The organism is Pseudomonas sp. H3_C08, assembly GCF_054669455.1.
The window spans coordinates 885976-904524 of record NZ_CP162803.1 but is presented as its reverse complement, the minus strand read 5'-3'; the positions used below and the strand labels follow the sequence as shown (position 1 = coordinate 904524).

Annotated in this window: 8 protein-coding genes; 3 read left to right on the top strand and 5 right to left on the bottom strand. The window is 62.6% G+C overall.

Features of this window, described 5'->3' with window-relative positions; translation table 11 throughout:
- Window positions 1-2 precede the first annotated feature (2 nt).
- From AB4N74_RS04260 to AB4N74_RS04240, 5 genes are all read right to left on the bottom strand, one after another.
- Complete coding sequence (locus tag AB4N74_RS04260) at window positions 3-7826, bottom strand: amino acid adenylation domain-containing protein (RefSeq protein ID WP_460098371.1); 7824 nt, start codon at window positions 7824-7826, stop codon at window positions 3-5.
- Window positions 7823-11224, bottom strand: coding sequence for an amino acid adenylation domain-containing protein (locus AB4N74_RS04255; RefSeq protein WP_460098369.1), 3402 nt, complete (start codon window positions 11222-11224; stop codon window positions 7823-7825). Before AB4N74_RS04255 ends, AB4N74_RS04260 begins: the two co-directional genes overlap by 4 nt.
- A 178-nt stretch (window positions 11225-11402) precedes the next feature.
- On the bottom strand, window positions 11403-12386 hold the full coding sequence (locus AB4N74_RS04250) for a TauD/TfdA family dioxygenase (RefSeq protein ID WP_460098367.1): 984 nt from the start codon (window positions 12384-12386) through the stop codon (window positions 11403-11405).
- A gap of 39 nt (window positions 12387-12425) precedes the next feature.
- Entirely contained in the window at window positions 12426-13166 is a 741-nt protein-coding gene (locus AB4N74_RS04245; protein ID WP_093431927.1) for a thioesterase II family protein, read from the bottom strand.
- 72 nt (window positions 13167-13238) lie between these two features.
- Window positions 13239-14411 (bottom strand): MFS transporter, encoded by a 1173-nt coding sequence (locus AB4N74_RS04240; protein ID WP_093431924.1) that lies wholly within the window; start codon window positions 14409-14411, stop codon window positions 13239-13241.
- A gap of 296 nt (window positions 14412-14707) precedes the next feature.
- On the opposite strand from AB4N74_RS04240, the gene AB4N74_RS04235 reads away from it, so the two are divergent.
- The 3 genes from AB4N74_RS04235 to AB4N74_RS04225 all read left to right on the top strand — a co-directional run bounded on the left by AB4N74_RS04235 (window position 14708) and on the right by AB4N74_RS04225 (window position 18387).
- A complete protein-coding gene (locus AB4N74_RS04235; protein WP_186623367.1) occupies window positions 14708-15676 on the top strand; it encodes a family 2 encapsulin nanocompartment cargo protein terpene cyclase in 969 nt (322 codons plus the stop codon).
- 91 nt (window positions 15677-15767) lie between these two features.
- Window positions 15768-16568, top strand: a complete 801-nt coding sequence (locus AB4N74_RS04230; RefSeq protein ID WP_099758490.1) for a glucose 1-dehydrogenase — start codon at window positions 15768-15770, stop codon at window positions 16566-16568.
- Entirely contained in the window at window positions 16561-18387 is a 1827-nt protein-coding gene (locus AB4N74_RS04225; RefSeq protein WP_460098364.1) for a glycoside hydrolase family 15 protein, read from the top strand. Before AB4N74_RS04230 ends, AB4N74_RS04225 begins: the two co-directional genes overlap by 8 nt.
- The last annotated feature ends 162 nt before the right edge of the window (window positions 18388-18549 follow it).

The following is an 18549-nucleotide window of genomic DNA, read 5'->3' as shown; positions in this document are numbered from 1 at the left end:
TCTCAAGAAATCAGTTTTTCCAGATCATCGAGGGATAGACGTTTGAGGGCCTCCAGGGATTTAGCCAATTCATCCTGAACGGGCGACATTTCGACGCGCAGAGCCTCGATTCGCGCGCAGAACGCCTTGAGGGTATCGGTTTCGAACAACTCTTTAAGCGGCACCTTGTCGCCCAGACGTTCCTTGATCCGGGTCACCACCAGCGTGGCCAGCAACGAATGCCCACCGAGCTGGAAGAAGTTGTCCGCGAGGCCCACCTGCTCGACCTCCAGCACCTCCTGCCAGATCGTCGCCACAGCCCACTGCAAATCGCTTTGCGGCGCCTGATAGTGCTGCTGCGTCGGGCCGTCGCCCAAGGCCATCAGCGCCTTGCGATCGAGCTTGCCGTTGGGAGTCAGCGGAATGGCGTCGATCAGGTGCAAGTGGCCCGGCACCATGTGCGCCGGCAAGCGACTGGCCAGCGCATTGCGCAAGCGTTCCGCCAACACCGTTTGATCGACCACTGCCTGCGCCACCACCACATAGGCGTGCAGGTGTTTGCCGGCGGCTCCGTCCTGCGCGAGCACCACGGCTTCACGGATCTCATCCTGCTCCAGCAGCCGTGCTTCGATTTCGCTGAGTTCGATACGGAAGCCGCGAATCTTCACCTGATGGTCGGCCCGGCCGATGTACTCGATGTTGTCGTCGCCGCCCTGGCGCACCAGATCGCCAGTGCGGTACAGGCGCTCGCCGTTGCTGGCGTACGGGTTCGGCACAAAACGTTCGGCGGTCAGTGCCGCGCGCAGCAGATAACCCCGGGTGACACCGGCACCGCCCAGGTACAACTCGGCAGGCACGCCACTCGGCAGTACTTGCAACTGGCTGTCGAGCAGATAGGCCACGGTGTTCGGCAACGGCCGGCCGATGTTCGCCTGCCCCTGCGGGGTGCGCAGGGTGAAGGTCGAATAGGTGGTGTCTTCCGACGGCCCGTAGAGGTCGTAGACCTGTTGCACCGACGTGCTCGCGTACAACGTGTCGACCAGGCTTTGCTTGAGCGGTTCGCCGGCCAGGTTGATGGTCGCCACCGAAAGCGGAATCTGCCCGGCCCGTTGCAGCGCGGCAATCGCCGACGGCACCGTGTTGATCAGGGTGACCTGTTCGCGGGCCGGCAAATCGGCCAGCGCCAGCGCGTTATCCGCCAGCACCAGGCAACCTCCGCAAGCCAGAGTGACGAAAATCTCCCAGACCGACAGGTCGAAGCAGATCGACGTCGACGCCAGCACGCCACGCAACTGTTCTTCGCGATAGACCCCGGCCGACCACTGAATCAGCGCCGACAGGTTGCCGTGGGTGATGGCTACGCCTTTCGGTTTGCCGGTGGAACCGGAGGTGTAGATGACGTACGCCAGATTCTGCGCAGTGACATTCATCAGCGGCGCAGTTGCCGGGAACGAACTCAACGCACCCTCTTCCACCAACAACACCTGCGCACTCAAGTTTTCAGGCAGCAGCGCCAGTGCGGCCGGTTCGGTGATCAGCACGGCGGCGCGGCTGTCATCGAGCATGTGCAGCAAGCGTTCCTGCGGGTAGTCCGGATCCAGCGGCACATAGGCGCCACCGGCCTTGAGAATGGCCAACAACGCCACGAGCATATCTGGCGTGCGTCGCATGCACACGCCGACGCGCACTTCCGGCCCGACGCCCAGTGCCTGCAGCTTGTGCGCCAGACGATTGGCCCGAGCATCGAGGCTTTGGTAATCGATCTGTTGTTCGGCGAACAGCACTGCATGCGCTTGCGGTTGGCGCTGCACTTGCGCGGCGAGGTGTTCCAGCACCGTGCGCGCGTCCGTTGCCGTGAGGTCAGCTTTGCCCCAAGCGATGGCTTGTTGACGCTGCGGTTCTGCAAGCAATTGCAACTCGCCCAGCGGCAGAGAAGCATCGGCGAGGAACTGCGTCAGCAGGCTCTCCAGTTGCGCGCTCAAACCGCTGATTGCGGCCGCATCGAAACTGGCCCGGTCGTAACTGATCCCCAGGCTCAGTTCACGCCCGGTGACCGCCACCAGCGTCAACGGGTAGTTGGTCTGTTCCTGACGACGAATCGCCGAGAACGTCAGACCGGTGGCCGGGCCCTGTTGCAGCGCTTCGGCCATCGGGTAGTTTTCGAACACCAGAATGCTGTCGAACAACGCGCCGTTACCGGCACCGGCCCAACGCTGAATGTCGTAGAGCGGCGTGTGCTCGTGTTCACGCAGGGCCAGATTGACGTCCTGCACCTGTTGCAGCCACTGGCTGACGACGATCTCGGAGGACGGCGCCGCGACCACCGGCAAGGTGTTGATGAACAGGCCGATCTGCTGCTCGACACCCGGCAAATCCGTCGGACGCCCGGCAACCGTGGCGCCGAACGCCACATGGTCCTGCCCGGTGTAACGCTGCAACAGCACCAGCCACGCCGCTTGCACCAAGGTGTTGAGGGTGACTTTCTGCTCGCGGGCGAAGCGGTTCAACTCAGCGGTCAAGGTCTCGCTGAATACATGCTCGTGATCGGCGTAACCGCTGGCCGCGTGCTGCCCGCCCGACACGGCACTGGCCAGACGCGTCGGCTCATCAAGATCAGCGAGGGCCGTCGTCCAGAAATCACGGCTGGCCTGCTGATCGCGCTGACCCAGCCATTCGATGTAATCGCGATAACGCCCCTGCCCGGCCACCGGGGTCATGCCGGCATACCGCTGCAGCACTTCGCCGAACAACTGCGAGGTGCTCCAGCCGTCCATGAGGATGTGATGGCAGGTGTAAATCAGGTGATGCGTGGCCTCGTCGGTGCGCACCAGCGTCACCCGCAACAGCGGCGCGCCGGTCAGGTCGAAACCGTTGGCCAAGTCCTCGCCGGCCAGTTGCTCCAGCGCCGTGCCGAGGTCAGCACGACCGCGCCAGTCCTGCACGCGCCATGGCATCTGCGCACTCTGACGCACCACTTGTACTGCGGCGGCAGCGTCTTGTGGCCAGACAAATGCCGTGCGCAGGATCTCGTGGGCATCAACGGTTTGCTGCCAGGCCTGACGGAAACGCTCGACGTCGAGTTGTTGCACATCCACACGCAATTGATTGGTGTACGCCGGGCTGTCCGGATCGTTGACGCTGTGGAACAGAATGCCCTGCTGCATCGGCGACAGCGGATAGAGGTCGACGATGTCGCGGGCCGGGATCGGCAGCGCCGACAGTTGTGCCTGGGTCAGCGTTGCCAGACTGAAGTCCGACGGCGTCACAGCCACCTCGCCACTGTCGCAGCAATGTTCGATCAAACGCTCCAGCTCGCGACGATAGGCTTCGGCCAGCGCCGCGACGGTTTCTGCGCGATACATGCCGCTGCCGAAGGTCCAGGTCAATTCCAGCTCACCGCCGTAGACCTGACCGTCAACGCTCAGCCAGTTACCCAGCGGCGCGGCCGCGTCCTGATTGGCGCCGGTGCTTTCGCCGCTTGGCACGAACAGCGCACCCGCGTCGGCGTTGAACGCGCCGTCGAACTGGCCGAGGTAGTTGAAGGTCACGCGCGGCTGCGGCAATCCTTGCAACTCGGCGGATTGGCTCAAGTAACGCAGCACGCCAAACCCGATGCCTTTGCCCGGCACCGCCCGCAACTGTTCCTTGATCGCGCACAGCGACGCACCCGGCGTCGATTCAGGGGTCAGGCGCACCGGAAACAAGCTGCTGAACCAGCCCACAGTGCGGCTCAAGTCGATGTCGTCGAACAAGTCTTCACGACCATGACCTTCGAGCTGAATCAGTACCGAAGGCTGTTCGCTCCAGTCACACAACACCCGCGCCAGCGCCGTCAGCAACAGGTCGTTGATCTGCGTGCGATACGCCGCTGGCGCCACTTTCAGCAGCTTATGGGTCAGCGCCTGACTCAAGCGCGTGCTGGCCCGGGCCGCTTGTGCGCGGGTCTGGGTGTCCTGCGGGAAATCCCGTGGCAGTTGCGCGTCGCCCGCCGCCAGGGTTTGCCGCCAGTAGGCGCTCTCAGCGGCCAGCGCTGCGCTTTGCCCGTAACGGTGCAAATGCTCGGCCCAGCTGTGCAGCGAGCTGCTTTTGCCCGGCAAGACCAGCGGCGTGCCCGCCGCCAGCGCAGTGTAAGCGTGCTGCAGATCTTCCAGCAGAATGCGCCACGACACACCGTCGACCACCAGGTGATGGATAACCAGCAACAGGCGTTGCTCAGCATTCGGCAGGTTCACCAACACCGCCCGCACCAAGTGCCCTTGTTGCAGATCGAGACTGCGCTGGGCGTCGTCGGCGAGTGCCGGCAAAGCGTCCAGGCTGTCCAGCTCACGCACCCACAATAGCTGCGGATCACGCTGGGGCTGTGGCATTGCCTGCCACGTGTCAGCGGACGCCTGGAAATTCATCGCCAGCGCATCGTGCTGTTCGATCAACGCCGCCAGCGCTGTGCGCAGATGCGCGGCGTCGAGCGGCGTGGTCGGCTGCAACATCACCGACTGGTTCCAGTGCTGACGCTGGGCAATCGCGGTTGCGAAGAAACGTGCCTGAATCGGCAACAGCGGCAACGGTCCGCGAGCGACCGGTGCCGCCGCGACGGCTTTGGCTTCGATCAACTTGGCCACCGCAGCCAGTTGGCCGATGGTCTGTTTTTCGAACAATTGCTTGGGGCTCAGCTTGATGCCCTGGCGTTTGGCCCGGGCAATGATCTGCAAGCTGAGGATCGAATCACCGCCCAGTTCGAAGAAGTTGTCGCTGCTGCCCACGCGTTCAAGCTTGAGCACATCGGCCCAGATCGCCGCGAGTTTCTCTTCAACTTCACCTTGTGGCGCGACGAAGTGCTGAGTGACCACGCCCGGCACCGGCAAGGCACGTTTGTCGAGCTTGCCGTTGGCGGTCAGCGGCAATGTTTCCAGCAGCACAATCTGCGCCGGCACCATGTAATCCGGCAGGCACGCCTGCAATTGCTCGCGCAGCGCCTGCGCCTGCATGGTCCGCCCCGCCGCCGGCACACACCACGCGACCAGTTGCAGACGCGTCGGGTCGTCATCCAGTGACAGCGCCAGCACCGCCGCTTCACTGATGCCGTCGAGGCCCAGCAACACCCGCGCGACTTCCGCCGGCTCCACGCGATAACCGCGCACCTTGACCTGATCGTCGGCGCGGCCGATGAACTCCACCGTTTGCTGACGATTGCGGCGTACCCGGTCACCACTGCGATACACCCGCGCACCCGGCGAACCGAACGGATCCGGGAGGAAGCGCTCGGCCGTCAGCCCCGGCTGATTCAGGTAGCCCAGCGCCACGCTGTCACCACCGATATACAACTCGCCGGCCACCTGATCGGCAACGTTGTTCAGCACATCGTCGAGCACGTAAACGTGAGCGCCGGCCAGTGCGCTACCGACCGGTACGCTGCGCGTCAGGGTCAGATCACCGACTTCATGGGCCAGCACGCCCACCGTGGTTTCACTCGGCCCGTAGTGGTTGATGAGGCGGCAGCCCGGTTTGAGCTGGCGCACGCGCTCGACCAGCGCCGGCGAGCACGCTTCACCGCCGACAATCAACGCGTGTTCCGGCAGCACGTCGGCAGCCCGCGCGGCCTGTAATAACGCGGCCAGATGGCCGGGAACGATTTTCAGCATGCCCACTTGATGCGCGGCCATGTACTCGGCAAAGCGGTCCGGATCGAAGCCCAATTCTTCCGGCAAGACATGTAACAGGCGCCCGGAACACAGCGCACCGAAGAGCACGGTAAAACCAAGATCCGCAGCGATGGTCGAGACCAGCGCCATGCTGCTGTCCGCCGTCGGCGCCATCCGTTCCAGCACTCCGCGCACATAACTGCCCAGCGCACCGTGGCTGACCAGTACGCCTTTCGGTTGCCCGGTGGAACCGGAGGTGTGAATCACGTACGCCGGTGATTGCGCACACCGCGTCACGGCTGGGCAAGTGTCCGGCATTGACTGCCACTGCAACGCTGCAAAGGCGATGCCCTGACAGCCATCGACCGCCAGCGCGCAGACACGCGCATCGCCTTCGGCGCACAACAGCAGCCGTGCTTTCGCAGCGCCGAGCATCTGCTGCAAACGTGCGTCCGGCGCCTTGACGTCCAGCGGCATGTACACCGCGCCCGCCTTGAAGATCGCCAGCACACAGGTCAGCCAGTCCAGCGAACGCTCCATCAGCACTGCCACCGGCTCGCCGTCGCGCACGCCTTGGGCGCGCAAATGATGGGCCAGTCGATTGGCCGCCTGATCCAGCGCCTGAAAACTCAAGGCCTGATTCAAGTCGCGCGCGGCCAATGCTTCGGGCTGGCGCGCGACTTCACGATCCCAGTGCTGCAACACCAACAACGCCGGTTCGGCGGGTGCCGGGAGCGGCGCTGGCGAGATCAACGCAACACGGTGCAACGGTGCCTGCGGCGCTTTCAGCAATTCGCTGAACAGACCGAGCAAGGCCGGCACGAAAGCTTCGACGGTCTGCGGACGATAGAGGTCGCTGGCATAGGTCATCTGACCGTGAATCAGCGTGCCGTCATCGGTGATGTCCAGCGCCAGATCGAAGTGAGTGCCGTCCTTGTCCAGCGGATATTCGGCAACCGTCAGCCCTGGCAGAGCCATCGCGCGCTGTTTCTGCATGCCGACGTTCTGGTTGAACTTGGCCTGGAACAGCGGGTTGTGGCCGAGGGTGCGTTCGGCGACCAACTCATCCACCAGTTGCTCGAACGGCAACTCCTGATGCGCCTGCGCGCCGAACGAAGCTTCACGCACCCGCGCCAGCAAATCCTCGAAACTGCCGCGCTCATCCACCTCGCAACGCAGCACTTGGGTGTTGACGAAAAAGCCGATCAGCCCTTCGACTTCAGCGCGGCCACGGTTGGCATTGGGCACGCCGACGCGAATGTCGCGCTGCCCGGCCTGCCGCGACAGGAACAACGAGAACCCGGCCAGCACCAGCATGAACAGACTGATGCCTTGGCTACGGGCAAAAGCGTTGAGTTGCAGGGACAGCGGCGCACCGAAATCAAAACTCAGGGTCTGGCCTTCGAAGCTTTGCGTCAGTGGCCGGGCGAAGTCCGGTGCCACTTCCAGCAGCGGATGCTCTTCACCCAATTGCTGACGCCAGTAATCGAGTTGACGCTCGCCCTCGCCGGCTTCCAGCCAGCGGCGTTGCCAGATTGCATAGTCGGCGTATTGCAGCGCCAGCGCCGGCAATTGCGGTTCGCGTTCGAGGCTGAAGGCCTGATAGCACTGGACGAATTCCTTGACCATTACGTCCATCGACCAGCCGTCAGAGACGATGTGGTGCATGCTCACCACCAGCACGAATTCCTCGTCGGCCAAGGCAAACAAACTCGCGCGCAGCAGCGGCCCGTGGCGCAAATCGAATGGTCGTGCGGTGACGGTCTGCACCTGTTGCGCCAACGCTTGCTCGCGTTCTGCTGCCGGCAAGTCCGTCAGGTCGATGCGTTCCACGGCCAGCGGTTGCTGCGCAAGGATCACCTGATGCGGCTGATCACCGTCAGTCTGGAACACCGTGCGCAGGACCTCATGGCGCGCCACCAGATGATCGAACGAACGCTGCAGTGCCACTTCGTCCAGACGCCCGTTCAGGCGCAGGCCGGCGGCCATGTTGTAGGCAGCGCTTTGCGGTTCGAGTTGCCAGAGAAACAGCAGGCGCTGCTGAGCGAACGACAACGGAATCGGCGCGATATCGTGACGACTGATCGGCAGCGGCAACAGGCTGAAGTCCTTGCCATCTTCGCGCAACTTGGCCAGAAACAGTCGACGCTGTTCCAGCGGCAAGCCGACGAACCTCTTCGCGATACGTTCCGCCATGGTGCCGCTCATACTTCCTCTCCTTCCAAAGCATTGATGAACTGATCCATGTCGGACCAGTCGTCGTTCGTTGCGCCATCTGCCAGTTGCGCCAGCACGGCGGCCAGCTCGGTCAGCAGCGGCTTCTCGAACAGGCTGCGCAGCGGCAGCACCACGCCCAATTGAGTTTTGATGCGCGCGATCACCTGCGCCGCCAGCAACGAATGGCCGCCCAGTTCAAAGAAGTGATCGTCCAGACCGACCCGCGAAACTTGCAGGACATCCGCCCAGATCTGCGCCAGTTGTTGTTCGGTGACTGTTTGCGGCGGGCGATAGTCGCCTTGCAGTTGACTCGGATCCGGCGCCGGCAACGCCTTGCGATCGAGCTTGCCGCTGGGTGTCAGCGGCAGGTTCGCCAGCAACAGCAAGTGGCCCGGCACCATGTAGTCCGGCAAATGGGCTTGCAGGGCAGCGCGAATTTGCTGACGGAACGCCGCTTGCGTCGCGGCGTTTTCGAGCGTGGCGTGATCGGCGACTACGTAGGCCACCAGTTGCTGGCCGCCGCTGAGCGGCACCGCCAGCACCACGGCTTCGCGAACGCCAGGGCATTGCTGCAGGCGCGATTCGATTTCGCCCAGCTCGATGCGGAAACCGCGAATCTTCACTTGATGATCGACCCGACCGATGTACTCCACGGCTCCGTCAGGTCGCAAGCGCGCGCGGTCACCGGTGCGGTACAGGCGCTGGCCATCGGCAAACGGGTCGGCGATAAAACGCTCGGCGCTGAGCATCGGCTGGCGGTGATAACCCCGCGCCAGGCCCGGACCACCGATGTACAACTCACCCACCGCGCCTTGCGGCAGCAGGTTCAAATCATCGTCCAGCACGTATAAACGCCGCGCGTCGAGACCGTGGCCGATCGGAATGCCGCGCCACGACACGGCGTCCGCCGTCAGCGCCGTGCAGTCGTGAATGCTCGACACCACCGTGGCTTCGGTCGGCCCGTAGGTATTGAGCAAGCGCACATGGCCCAAACCGACCTGTTGCCAAAGGCGCAAACCGTCCACCGCCATCGCTTCACCACCGACGTGAATCTGCCGCAGCGCACCGAAGCCGCTCGGTGGATTAGCGGCATATTCCTGCACCAGCCAATACCAATAAGCGGCCGGCAAGTCGGCCAGGGTGATGCCGTGATCGACAATCACTTGATGCAACGCCGCGCTGTCCCACAACCGCGCATCGCGCAGGACGACTGCGGCGCCGTGGCACAGCGGCGGGAAAAACTGCTCGACAAAGCCGTCGAAGCTGCTGGTGGCGAACTGCAGAACGCGATCGCCTTCACGCAGGTCGCTGTAATCGATGGCGCGGGCGATGAACTCGCTCAGCGCGCCGTGGCTGACGGCGACGCCTTTCGGGCGCCCGGTGGAACCGGAGGTGTAAATCACATAGGCGAGGTTTTGCGCGGCGACCGTCACCGGCAGATTGTCGGCCCGATCACTCTCGGCCAGTTGCTCCAGGCACAGGCAATCGACGTCATCCAGATCCGGCAGGCTGGCGAGGCCGGCGTGATCGGTCAGCAACAGTTTCAAGCCACTGTCATCAAGCACATGGCGCAAACGTTCGGCCGGGGTTTGCGGATCCAGCGGCACGTAGGCGCCGCCGGCCTTGAGCACCGCCAGCAATGCCACCGCCAGTTCCAGCGAGCGCCCCAGCGCCACGCCGACCAGCACGTCAGGGCCAACACCGCGAGCGCGCAACTGATGGGCCAGACGATTACTGCGGCTGTTCAACTCGGCATAGCTGAGTGCCGGCGACGGCTCGGTCGTCAGAATCACTGCCGATGCCTGTGGCGTGCGCGCTACTTGCGCTTCGAACAGGCTCTGCACGCTGGCGAACTCAGGTTCTGCTTCGGTGGCCTGAATCAGTTGTGCACGTTCCGCCGCCGCCAGCAGTTCGACTTCGCCGACGACTTGCTGCGGATCGCGACACACGGACGCGAGGATGTTGCGCCAATGCCCGGCCATCGCGGCAATGGTCGCGGCATCAAAAATATCGGTGGCGTAGGTGAAGGCCGCGAACAACTGCTCGCCCTCCTCACGGGTATCGAGCATCAGGTCGCTGGTGGCGGCATGTTGGCGACCGCTGCCGGCCAATTGCTCCTCAGTCAAATAGCCCACCTGCAAGCCGGACTCCAGTTGCACATCGTGTAAGTCGGTCACCAGAGGCTGGTGGTTGAACATCACTTGGAACAGCGGGTTGTGGCTTTGGCTGCGCGCCGGTTGTAAGGCTTCGATCAAGGCATCGAACGGCAGATCCTGATGAACCTGGGCGCCGAGCGCGGCCTGACGCAGGCTCTGCAACAGATCGGCAAAACGGGTTTGTGCGGTGACTTCACTGCGCAGGATCTGCGTGTTGACGAAGAAGCCGATCAGCCCTTCGGTTTCGCTGCGAGTACGGTTGGCAATCAGCCCGCCGACGCGGATGTCGGTCTGGCCGCTGTAGCGATGCAGCAAGGTTTTGAACGCCGCCAACAGCACCACGAACAGCGTCACACCTTGGCGTTGCGCGAGGCTTTTCAGCGCTTGGCGCAGCGCTGCGTCGATCACCGTTTCCAGACGCGCGCCCTGATGACTGGATTGCGCCAGATAGGCACGATCGGTCGGCAGCTCAAGCAGCGGATGCTCGTCGCCCAATTGTGCACGCCAGTAATCCAGCTGACGCTCGCGCTCTCCGGCCTCCAGCCAACTGCGTTGCCACAGGGCGAAATCGCGGTAGTGCACGGTAAGTGCCGGCAATGACGGCTCGCGCCCCGCCACCAGAGCATCGTAAGTGCGCATGAATTCATCGATGAGAATGTTCATCGACCAGCCATCAGCGATGATGTGGTGCAAGGTCAGCAGCAACACATGCTCCTGCTCGGCCAGGCGCAAAAGGCGCAGGCTGAGCAGCGGACCGTTCTCGAGATCGAAGGCCTGAGCGGCCTCAGCCATCATGTGCTGCTGCGCCAGCGGCCAGCGCTGGGCCTCGGGCAGCGCACTGAGATCGGTGATCGGCAGTTTCAACGGCTGCGGTTCGGCGACGCGCTGAAACGCGCGCTCACCTTCCTGACCGAAGGTGGTGCGCAAGCACTCGTGCCGCGCCGCCAGCAGACTGAACGCCTGCTCCAGCGCCTGTGCTTGCAGATCGCCCGTCAGGCGCACCGCCATCGGCAAGTTGTAAGCGGCACTGTGCGGGTCCAGTTGCCAAAGAAACCACATCCGCTGCTGGGCGTACGAAAGCCCGTCGCGCTCGGCGATTCCGTCACAGGCAGTCATGGGAAGCTGCGCAAAATCGATGCCCTCACGGGCCATGCCGGCGAGGAACAAACGGCGTTTGTCCTGTGGCAGTTCGATAAAGCGACGGGCTAGTTTCTGGGCGTCTGCGGCATTCATGCATGGGGTCCTTGCTGATCGGCGGCGTGACCAGGAGACCCGGTCGTATCAACAAGAACGAATGACAAACGCGATGATTTAGCGCGCTGGCGCAACAGCGGCCCGACGCTAGGCACACAAACGCCGAAGCCGGTACGAGACCGGCTTCGACTGCTTTACCACCAGGTGTGGGGATGGCTCAGAGCGGCCCCTGTGAATGCCCTTCAGCCATGGCGACAATCACTTTGCGCGGCCCCTCGAATGGCGAACGCGCGTGTGCCGAGAGCATGTTGTCGAGCATCAGCACATCGCCCTCCTGCCAGGGGAAGCTGATCGCGCACTCATCGAGCACCGCACGAATCTGCGCCAGCACCTCGTCTTCAATCGCCGAACCATCGCCGTAATAGACGTTACGCGGCAAGTCCTCTTCGTCGACGATATCGAGCAGGCTTTCGCGCACTTCCGCTTGCAGATTGGAAATGTGGAACAGGTGCGCCTGATTGAACCAGACGTTGTCGCCGGTCACCGGATGCACCGCCACCGCCTGACAAGTCTGGCGGGTGCGCAATTCACCGTCGTCCTTCCATTCGCAGACAATGCCGTGAGCCTTGCAGTAGGCCTCGACAACCTCGCGATCGTCGCTGTTGAACACGTCTTCCCAAGCCACATCCAAACCGTTGCCGAAGTTGCGCACATACATCAGCCCTTTGCTGACGAAGCGCTCGCGAATCGCCAACGGAATGCGCCGATAAACTTCACGGCTGTCGGCAATCGGCGTCTCGCCGCCGGACTTGGCGGCGATCATGCTGTAGAACCAGATCTTCATCGGCCAGTCGCGGGAATAAGCCTGCTCGTTGTGCAGCGGAATGCTCTGGTGCGCCGGGTATTCGGTGGAGGTGTACACGCCCTGCGTCACGTTGGTGCGCGGCGTCGAACCGAATTCATAGTTCAACAACGGATGGCCAAAACTGGCCGCGAACTGCCGGAACTGTTCGGCACCGTTCAGACGGAAGCCGCGAAACAGCACCCCGCCGTCGCGCAGCAGATGCTCGTCCACCAGTTCTTTCAATTCATCGAACACCGCCAACAAGTCAGTGTCCGCATCGGTCGCTTCCACCAACAACGGCAAGCGCCCCCGTTGCGGCAGCAGTGGCCGAACGGAAAATCCCACAGCAACAGCCATGACTGGCCTCCTGTAATCACTCGATAGGTGAACCGCGCGCTAAAACGCCGGTGCCGTAGCCTGCGCATGACGGCGCTGATGGACTTCCAGATGGGTCTTGATCGTGCGAATGACCCGGGCTTCGTGTTCATGAATGAAGAAATGCCCACCGGTCATCATGTCCACGGAAAAACTGCCCAGGGTTTCCTTGCTCCAGCCGATCAGTTGCTCGGTGGTCGCGCGGTCTTCCTTGCCACCCAGCACGTGCACCGGGCAATTGAGCAAGGAACGCTGCGCCGGCGTGAAGCGCCCGCACATCATGAAGTCGGCGCGCAGCACCGGCAGGGTCAGGCTCATCAGTTCTTTGTTGGCCAGCACTTCTTCGCTGGTGCCCTGGAAGGTGCGCAGCTGATCGATCAATTCCTCATCGCTGCGCGCTTCGGCAAAGCCGCGATCGTAGTCACTGCGCATCGTCGGCGCAGCAGTACCGGAAGCGAACAACGCCACCGGTTCCGGTACTCCGAGTTCGCGAAAGGCATGCGCCATCTCGCACGCTAGCAGCGCGCCGAGGCTATGCCCGAACAGTGCGTAAGGCGTCTGCAAGCCAGCCTTGTGCTCGCGGGCCAGTTGCCGGGCCAGCGCACGCATGTCGATTTGCAGGGGTTCGTCGAAACGGGCACCGCGCCCGGGCAGCTCCACCGGTTGCAAGTGCAGCCACGACGGCAGTTGGCGCCGCCAGCGGCTGTAGACCATGGCGCTGGCGCCCGAATAGGGCAGGCACAGCAGTGTCAGCTTTGTCACCGCGTTTACCTCAATAGGGTTATCTGTAAAAGAGAACGGATGAGATAGCGCGGGAATTAGTCGGTTAGCCGATCACTTCAGATGACGGAAACTCTGCACCGCCGATGCGAGGACTACCGCCCCGGCAGCAATCGCCAGCCAGAAGCCGCTGCGCGCGCCGAAGGCATCGACCAGCGCACCTGCGCCGGCGGCGCCCACCGCCACGCCGATACTCAAACCGGTCACCAGCCAGGTCAGGCCTTCAGTGAGCTTGGCCGGCGGTACGATGCGCTCGATCAACGCCATCGCCACAATCAGCGTCGGTGAGAAGAACAGCCCGGCGACGAACACCGCCACCGACAATCCAACAATATTGCTCGCCAGCAACAGCGGCAATGTGGTCACCGCCGTCGCCACTCCACCGTACAAAAACAGCTGCGGCAACGGCAGCTTCGAGCGCATCGCACCAAACGCGATACCGGACAGGAAAGAACCGATTCCGTACACCGACAACACGATGCTCGCCGCCGCCGGCTGCCCCTGTTGCTGGGCGAACGCGACGCTGACCACATCAATCACACCGACGATGACGCCCATGGCGGTCATCAACAACAGCAGCCATTGCATGTCCGTGGAGCGAATGATCGAGCCTTGATGGTGTGGCTCATGCGGATGCACCGAGGGCTCCGTGCTGCGCTGGGCGACAAACGCGGTGACGCCGACCGCCAGCATCAATAGTCCCGCCAGTGGTCCGGCCTCGGGAAACAGCGTCACGCACAGCCCCACCGACAGCGGCGCACCGACGATAAAGCAGACTTCATCGAGTACTGACTCCAACGCATAAGCCGTCTGTAACTGCGGCTGGCCACGATAGATCTCCGTCCAGCGCGCCCGCACCATCGCCGACATGCTCGGCATGCACCCGGCCAGTGCGGCAAAGATAAACAGCGTCCAGTTCGGCGCCTGCAACCGCGTGCACAGCAGCAACAGCAGCAGCGCCCCGCCGCCGATCAATGCCGATACCGGCAGAATGCGTCGCTGCCCATAACGGTCAACCAGACGCGATACCTGCGGCGCGCAAAACGCTGTGGCCAGGGCAAAGGTTGCCGCCACCGCGCCGGCCAGCGCATACCCGCCCTTCAACTGCGAGAGCATGGTGATCACGCCGATACCGGTCATGGAGATCGGCATGCGCGCGATCATTCCGGCCAGGACAAAATTCCGTGCGCCGGGGGCGTTGAACAATTCGCGGTAGGGGTTTGCCATGGACTGCAGCCTCATCAAGGGCCGCCAAGTTGCCATAGGGTCGGGTGGCGTGGAAGCAGGGAATTGTTGGTGGAATGTGAAGGTGCGAAGCCCCGGGTCGTTTCGCTGAACAGATGGCTCAGTCGCCCCTGCCGGCCTGCCGCTGGCAACTGACCAGACCGACAGAAACCTCCGTCAGACTCTGGATCCAGGATGACCATCTGTCGCAAAGCGCGCAGACCTGTCAGGTCTGACAGGTGCCTTTTTTCGCCAATCGGGCTCTGATGACCCTGCGCTCAACCGCGAAGGAATCGCCGATGCAATCGCCCTGGACTGTCCCGCCGCTGTATGGACTTGCCCCTTTTAGAGTCGACCCGTCTCTGGCGGCAGAAGTGGATGATCGCCTCATGCCGTGGATCGAGCAGGTCGGGATTTTTCCAGGCCAGCACAAAAAAGTGCGGGCGATGGGCTTCGGGCGCTTCGCTGTGCTTTGTCATAACGATACGGATGATCCGGACCGCCTGCTGCTGGCGGCGCAATGTTTTGCCGCCCTGTTCGCCGTCGATGATTACTACTGCGATGACGAGAGAACCGGATCTGAACCGAAAATGGTCGGCCCACGCCTGTCCGTGGCGCTGGCAGCGCTGGAACCGGTTTACTTGAGCGAACGGTTCCGCCCCGGCCTTGAGCGGGCATTGAGCGGCGATCCGGTATTGGTCGCTCTGCGCGGGTATCTGGCGCGGGTGGAGTCCTTCGCCACACCGGCACAGGTGGCACGCGTGCGCCATGAAATCATCGCCATGTTCGTGACCATGAGCGCCGAAGCGGCCTGGCGCACCGAAGGTCTCACGCCAGCACTTTGGGAATATCTGGCCCACCGTCAGGTCAACAGTTTCCTGCCGTGCCTGTCGTTGATCGACATCATTGCAGGCTACGAACTACCGGCCAATGTGTATAGCGCACCCGACGTGCGACGCGTGACGGCACTGGCCGCCAGCGCGACGATCATTGCCAATGATCTGTTTTCGGCGCTGAAGGAGCAGCAAGCCGGAATCGGTGACTTCAACCTGCCCTTGCTGTTGATCCGCGAACAGCACTGCTCGCCGGAACAAGCAATGGCGCAAAGTGCCGCCATTCACGACGAGATCATGCATTTGTATGAGGCCGCAGAACAGGCCGTACTGCCGCACGCATCAGCGCCGCTCATACGTTACCTGGGCGGAGTCAAGAGCTGGCTGGCCGGCAATGTGGAATGGCATCGCACCAGTGGTCGCTATCAGGTCTGAAGCTGTCGATCTTTTCATGATCGCAAGATGAACTCTCGCCGCCGCCCGTCAGTCAGCTAAATAAGCCCACTGACCCCAGGCGCGATTTTGCATGCATATTTCCCTCGCCCGACAAACAGCCCTGATCACCGGCGCCAGCTCCGGCATCGGCCAGGCGTGCGCCAAAGCCCTGGCCGCTGCCGGCGCGGCGGTGGTCATCAACTACAACCGCCAGGCCGAGCCTGCCGAAGCACTGGCCCGGCAAATCATCGCTGACGGTGGGCAGGCCATCGCCATTCGCGCTGATGTCTCCAAGGAAGACGAGGTTGAGCGGCTGTTCTCGGCGGCCATCGATGCCTTCGGTTCGCTGGATATTCTGCTGGCCAACTCGGGTATGCAAAAAGATGCCGCCGCTGTGGACATGACCCTCGACGACTGGAACGCGGTGATCGGCGTCAACCTCACCGGGCAGTTTCTCTGCGCCCGCGCTGCCCTGCGGATTTTCAATCGCCAGGGCGTTCGTGAAGGCGTGTCCCGCGCGGCCGGCAAGATCATCCACATGAGCTCTGTGCACCAGCGCATTCCCTGGGCCGGGCACGTCAATTACGCCGCGTCCAAGGGTGGTGTCGATCAGTTGATGCAGACCCTTGCACAGGAAGTCAGCCATCAACGCATTCGCATCAACGGCATCGCGCCGGGGGCGATTCGCACGGCGATCAACAAAGACGCCACCGAAGGCGCTGCCGGCGAAAAGCTGCTTGATCTGATTCCCTACGGGCGCATCGGCGACGCGCAAGACGTCGCCAACGCCGTGGTCTTTCTCGCCTCGGATGCCGCCGATTACATCGTTGGCACCACCCTGTTTATCGACGGCGGCATGAGCCTCTATCCGGAGTTTCGCGGCAATGGCTGAGCATCACCTGGAACGACAAAGCCCGATCGACGCCCACGGCATCATCGGCGACATGCGCAGTGCAGCACTGGTCAACGACCGTGGCAGTGTGGATTTTTTCTGCTGGCCGGAATTCGACAGTCCGTCGATTTTCTGTTCGTTGCTGGACACCCCGGACGCGGGGATTTTCCAGTTGGCGCCGGACTTGCCCGACGCGCGCCGCGAACAGATTTACCTGCCCGACACTAACGTTCTGCAAACCCGCTGGCTGAGTGAACGCGCCGTGGTCGAAGTCACCGATCTGCTGCCAGTGGCGGACAACGCCGATGACCTGCCGCTGTTGATGCGTCGGGTGCGCGTGGTCAGCGGCGAAGCGACTTTCACCATGCGCTGCGCCGTGCGCCACGATTACGCCCGAGCCGACACCCGAGCTGAGATGGATCAACAAGACGTGACGTTTAGCGCTTCCGGCCAACCGTCACTGCGCCTGGCTTCGGACCAGCCGATGCAGATCGACGCGCAAGCGGCGGTGGCACAATTCACGCTCAAGCAAGATGAAACGGCGGCGTTCATGCTCGGGGCGACCGATGATCCACGATTCGCCGAAGGCGCCGGACACTTGTGCATGGAACGCACATTGAAGTTCTGGCGCGACTGGATCGGTCAGTCGATTTACCGCGGGCGCTGGCGGGAAATGGTCAACCGCTCGGCCCTCGCGTTGAAGCTGCTGACCTCACGCAAACACGGCGCGATTCTCGCCGCCGCCACTTTCGGTCTACCGGAAACGCCGGGCGGCGAACGTAACTGGGACTACCGCTACACATGGATCCGCGATGCCTCGTTCACGGTGTACGCGTTCATGCGCCTGGGCTTTGTCGGCGAGGCCAACGCCTATATGGGCTGGCTGCGCGGACGGGTCAGCGACTGCTGCGGCAAGCCGATGAAGTTGAACATTCTGTACGCCATCGATGGTCGTCAGGAATTGCCGGAAACCGAGCTGTCGCACCTGTCCGGTCACGGCGGTGCGCAACCGGTGCGCATCGGCAACGGCGCTTACGATCAGATTCAGCTGGATATCTTCGGCGAGCTGATGGATGCGGTGTATCTGGTCAACAAGTACGGCGACGCGATTTCCCATGAAGGCTGGAAACATGTGCGCGAAGTGGTCGATCAAGTCTGTGAAACGTGGCAGACCGCCGATGTCGGCATTTGGGAAATGCGCGGTGAGCAGCATCACTTCCTGCACTCACGGCTGATGTGCTGGGTAGCGCTGGACCGGGCGATTCGCTTGGCCTCGAAACGCTCGTTACCGGCACCGTTTGCGCAATGGGACTCGACCCGGCAGGCGATCTACGCCGACATCTGGGACAACTTCTGGAATGAGGAGCGCGGGCATTTCGTCCAGTACAAGGGCGGCACCGCGCTGGATGGCTCGATGTTGTTGATGCCGTTGGTGCGTTTCGTCAGCGCCAAGGATCCGCGCTGGCTGTCGACCCTTGCGGCCATCGAAAAGACCCTGGTGCGCGACGGCCTGGTTTATCGCTATCGCAATGACGACAGCAATATCGATGGCCTGGCCGGCACTGAAGGCGCCTTCGCCGCGTGTTCGTTCTGGTATGTCGAATGCCTGGCTCGCGCGGGGCAGGTTGAAAAAGCCCATCTGGAGTTTGAGCAATTGCTGCGCTATGCCAATCCGCTGGGTCTCTACGCCGAAGAGTTCGACGCCCATGGCCGGCACTTGGGTAATACCCCGCAAGCCTTGACGCATCTGGCGTTGATCAGTGCGGCGAGTTTTCTCGACCGCAAGCTGAGTGGGGAAAAGAGTTACTGGCAGCCGTAATTGTCACCAAAGACTGTAGGAAATAGTCTGCATCAACAACCAATTGTAGGACTGACACCTACGCAAAAGCAGGCTCACTCCCACCCCCTATGGCGAGGGAGCTTGCTCCCGCCGGGGCGCGAAGCGGCCCTGAAATCTGCCTCCCCAATCCCACTGAAGCAC

Coding starts and splice junctions, on each gene's coding strand:
- AB4N74_RS04225 (WP_460098364.1), top strand. CDS start 16,561: ATGGCTGAGCATCACCTGGAACGACAAAGCCCGATCGACGCCCACGGC.
- AB4N74_RS04255 (WP_460098369.1), bottom strand. CDS start 11,224: ATGAATGCCGCAGACGCCCAGAAACTAGCCCGTCGCTTTATCGAACTG.
- AB4N74_RS04235 (WP_186623367.1), top strand. CDS start 14,708: ATGCAATCGCCCTGGACTGTCCCGCCGCTGTATGGACTTGCCCCTTTT.
- AB4N74_RS04250 (WP_460098367.1), bottom strand. CDS start 12,386: ATGGCTGTTGCTGTGGGATTTTCCGTTCGGCCACTGCTGCCGCAACGG.
- AB4N74_RS04230 (WP_099758490.1), top strand. CDS start 15,768: ATGCATATTTCCCTCGCCCGACAAACAGCCCTGATCACCGGCGCCAGC.
- AB4N74_RS04240 (WP_093431924.1), bottom strand. CDS start 14,411: ATGGCAAACCCCTACCGCGAATTGTTCAACGCCCCCGGCGCACGGAAT.
- AB4N74_RS04260 (WP_460098371.1), bottom strand. CDS start 7,826: ATGAGCGGCACCATGGCGGAACGTATCGCGAAGAGGTTCGTCGGCTTG.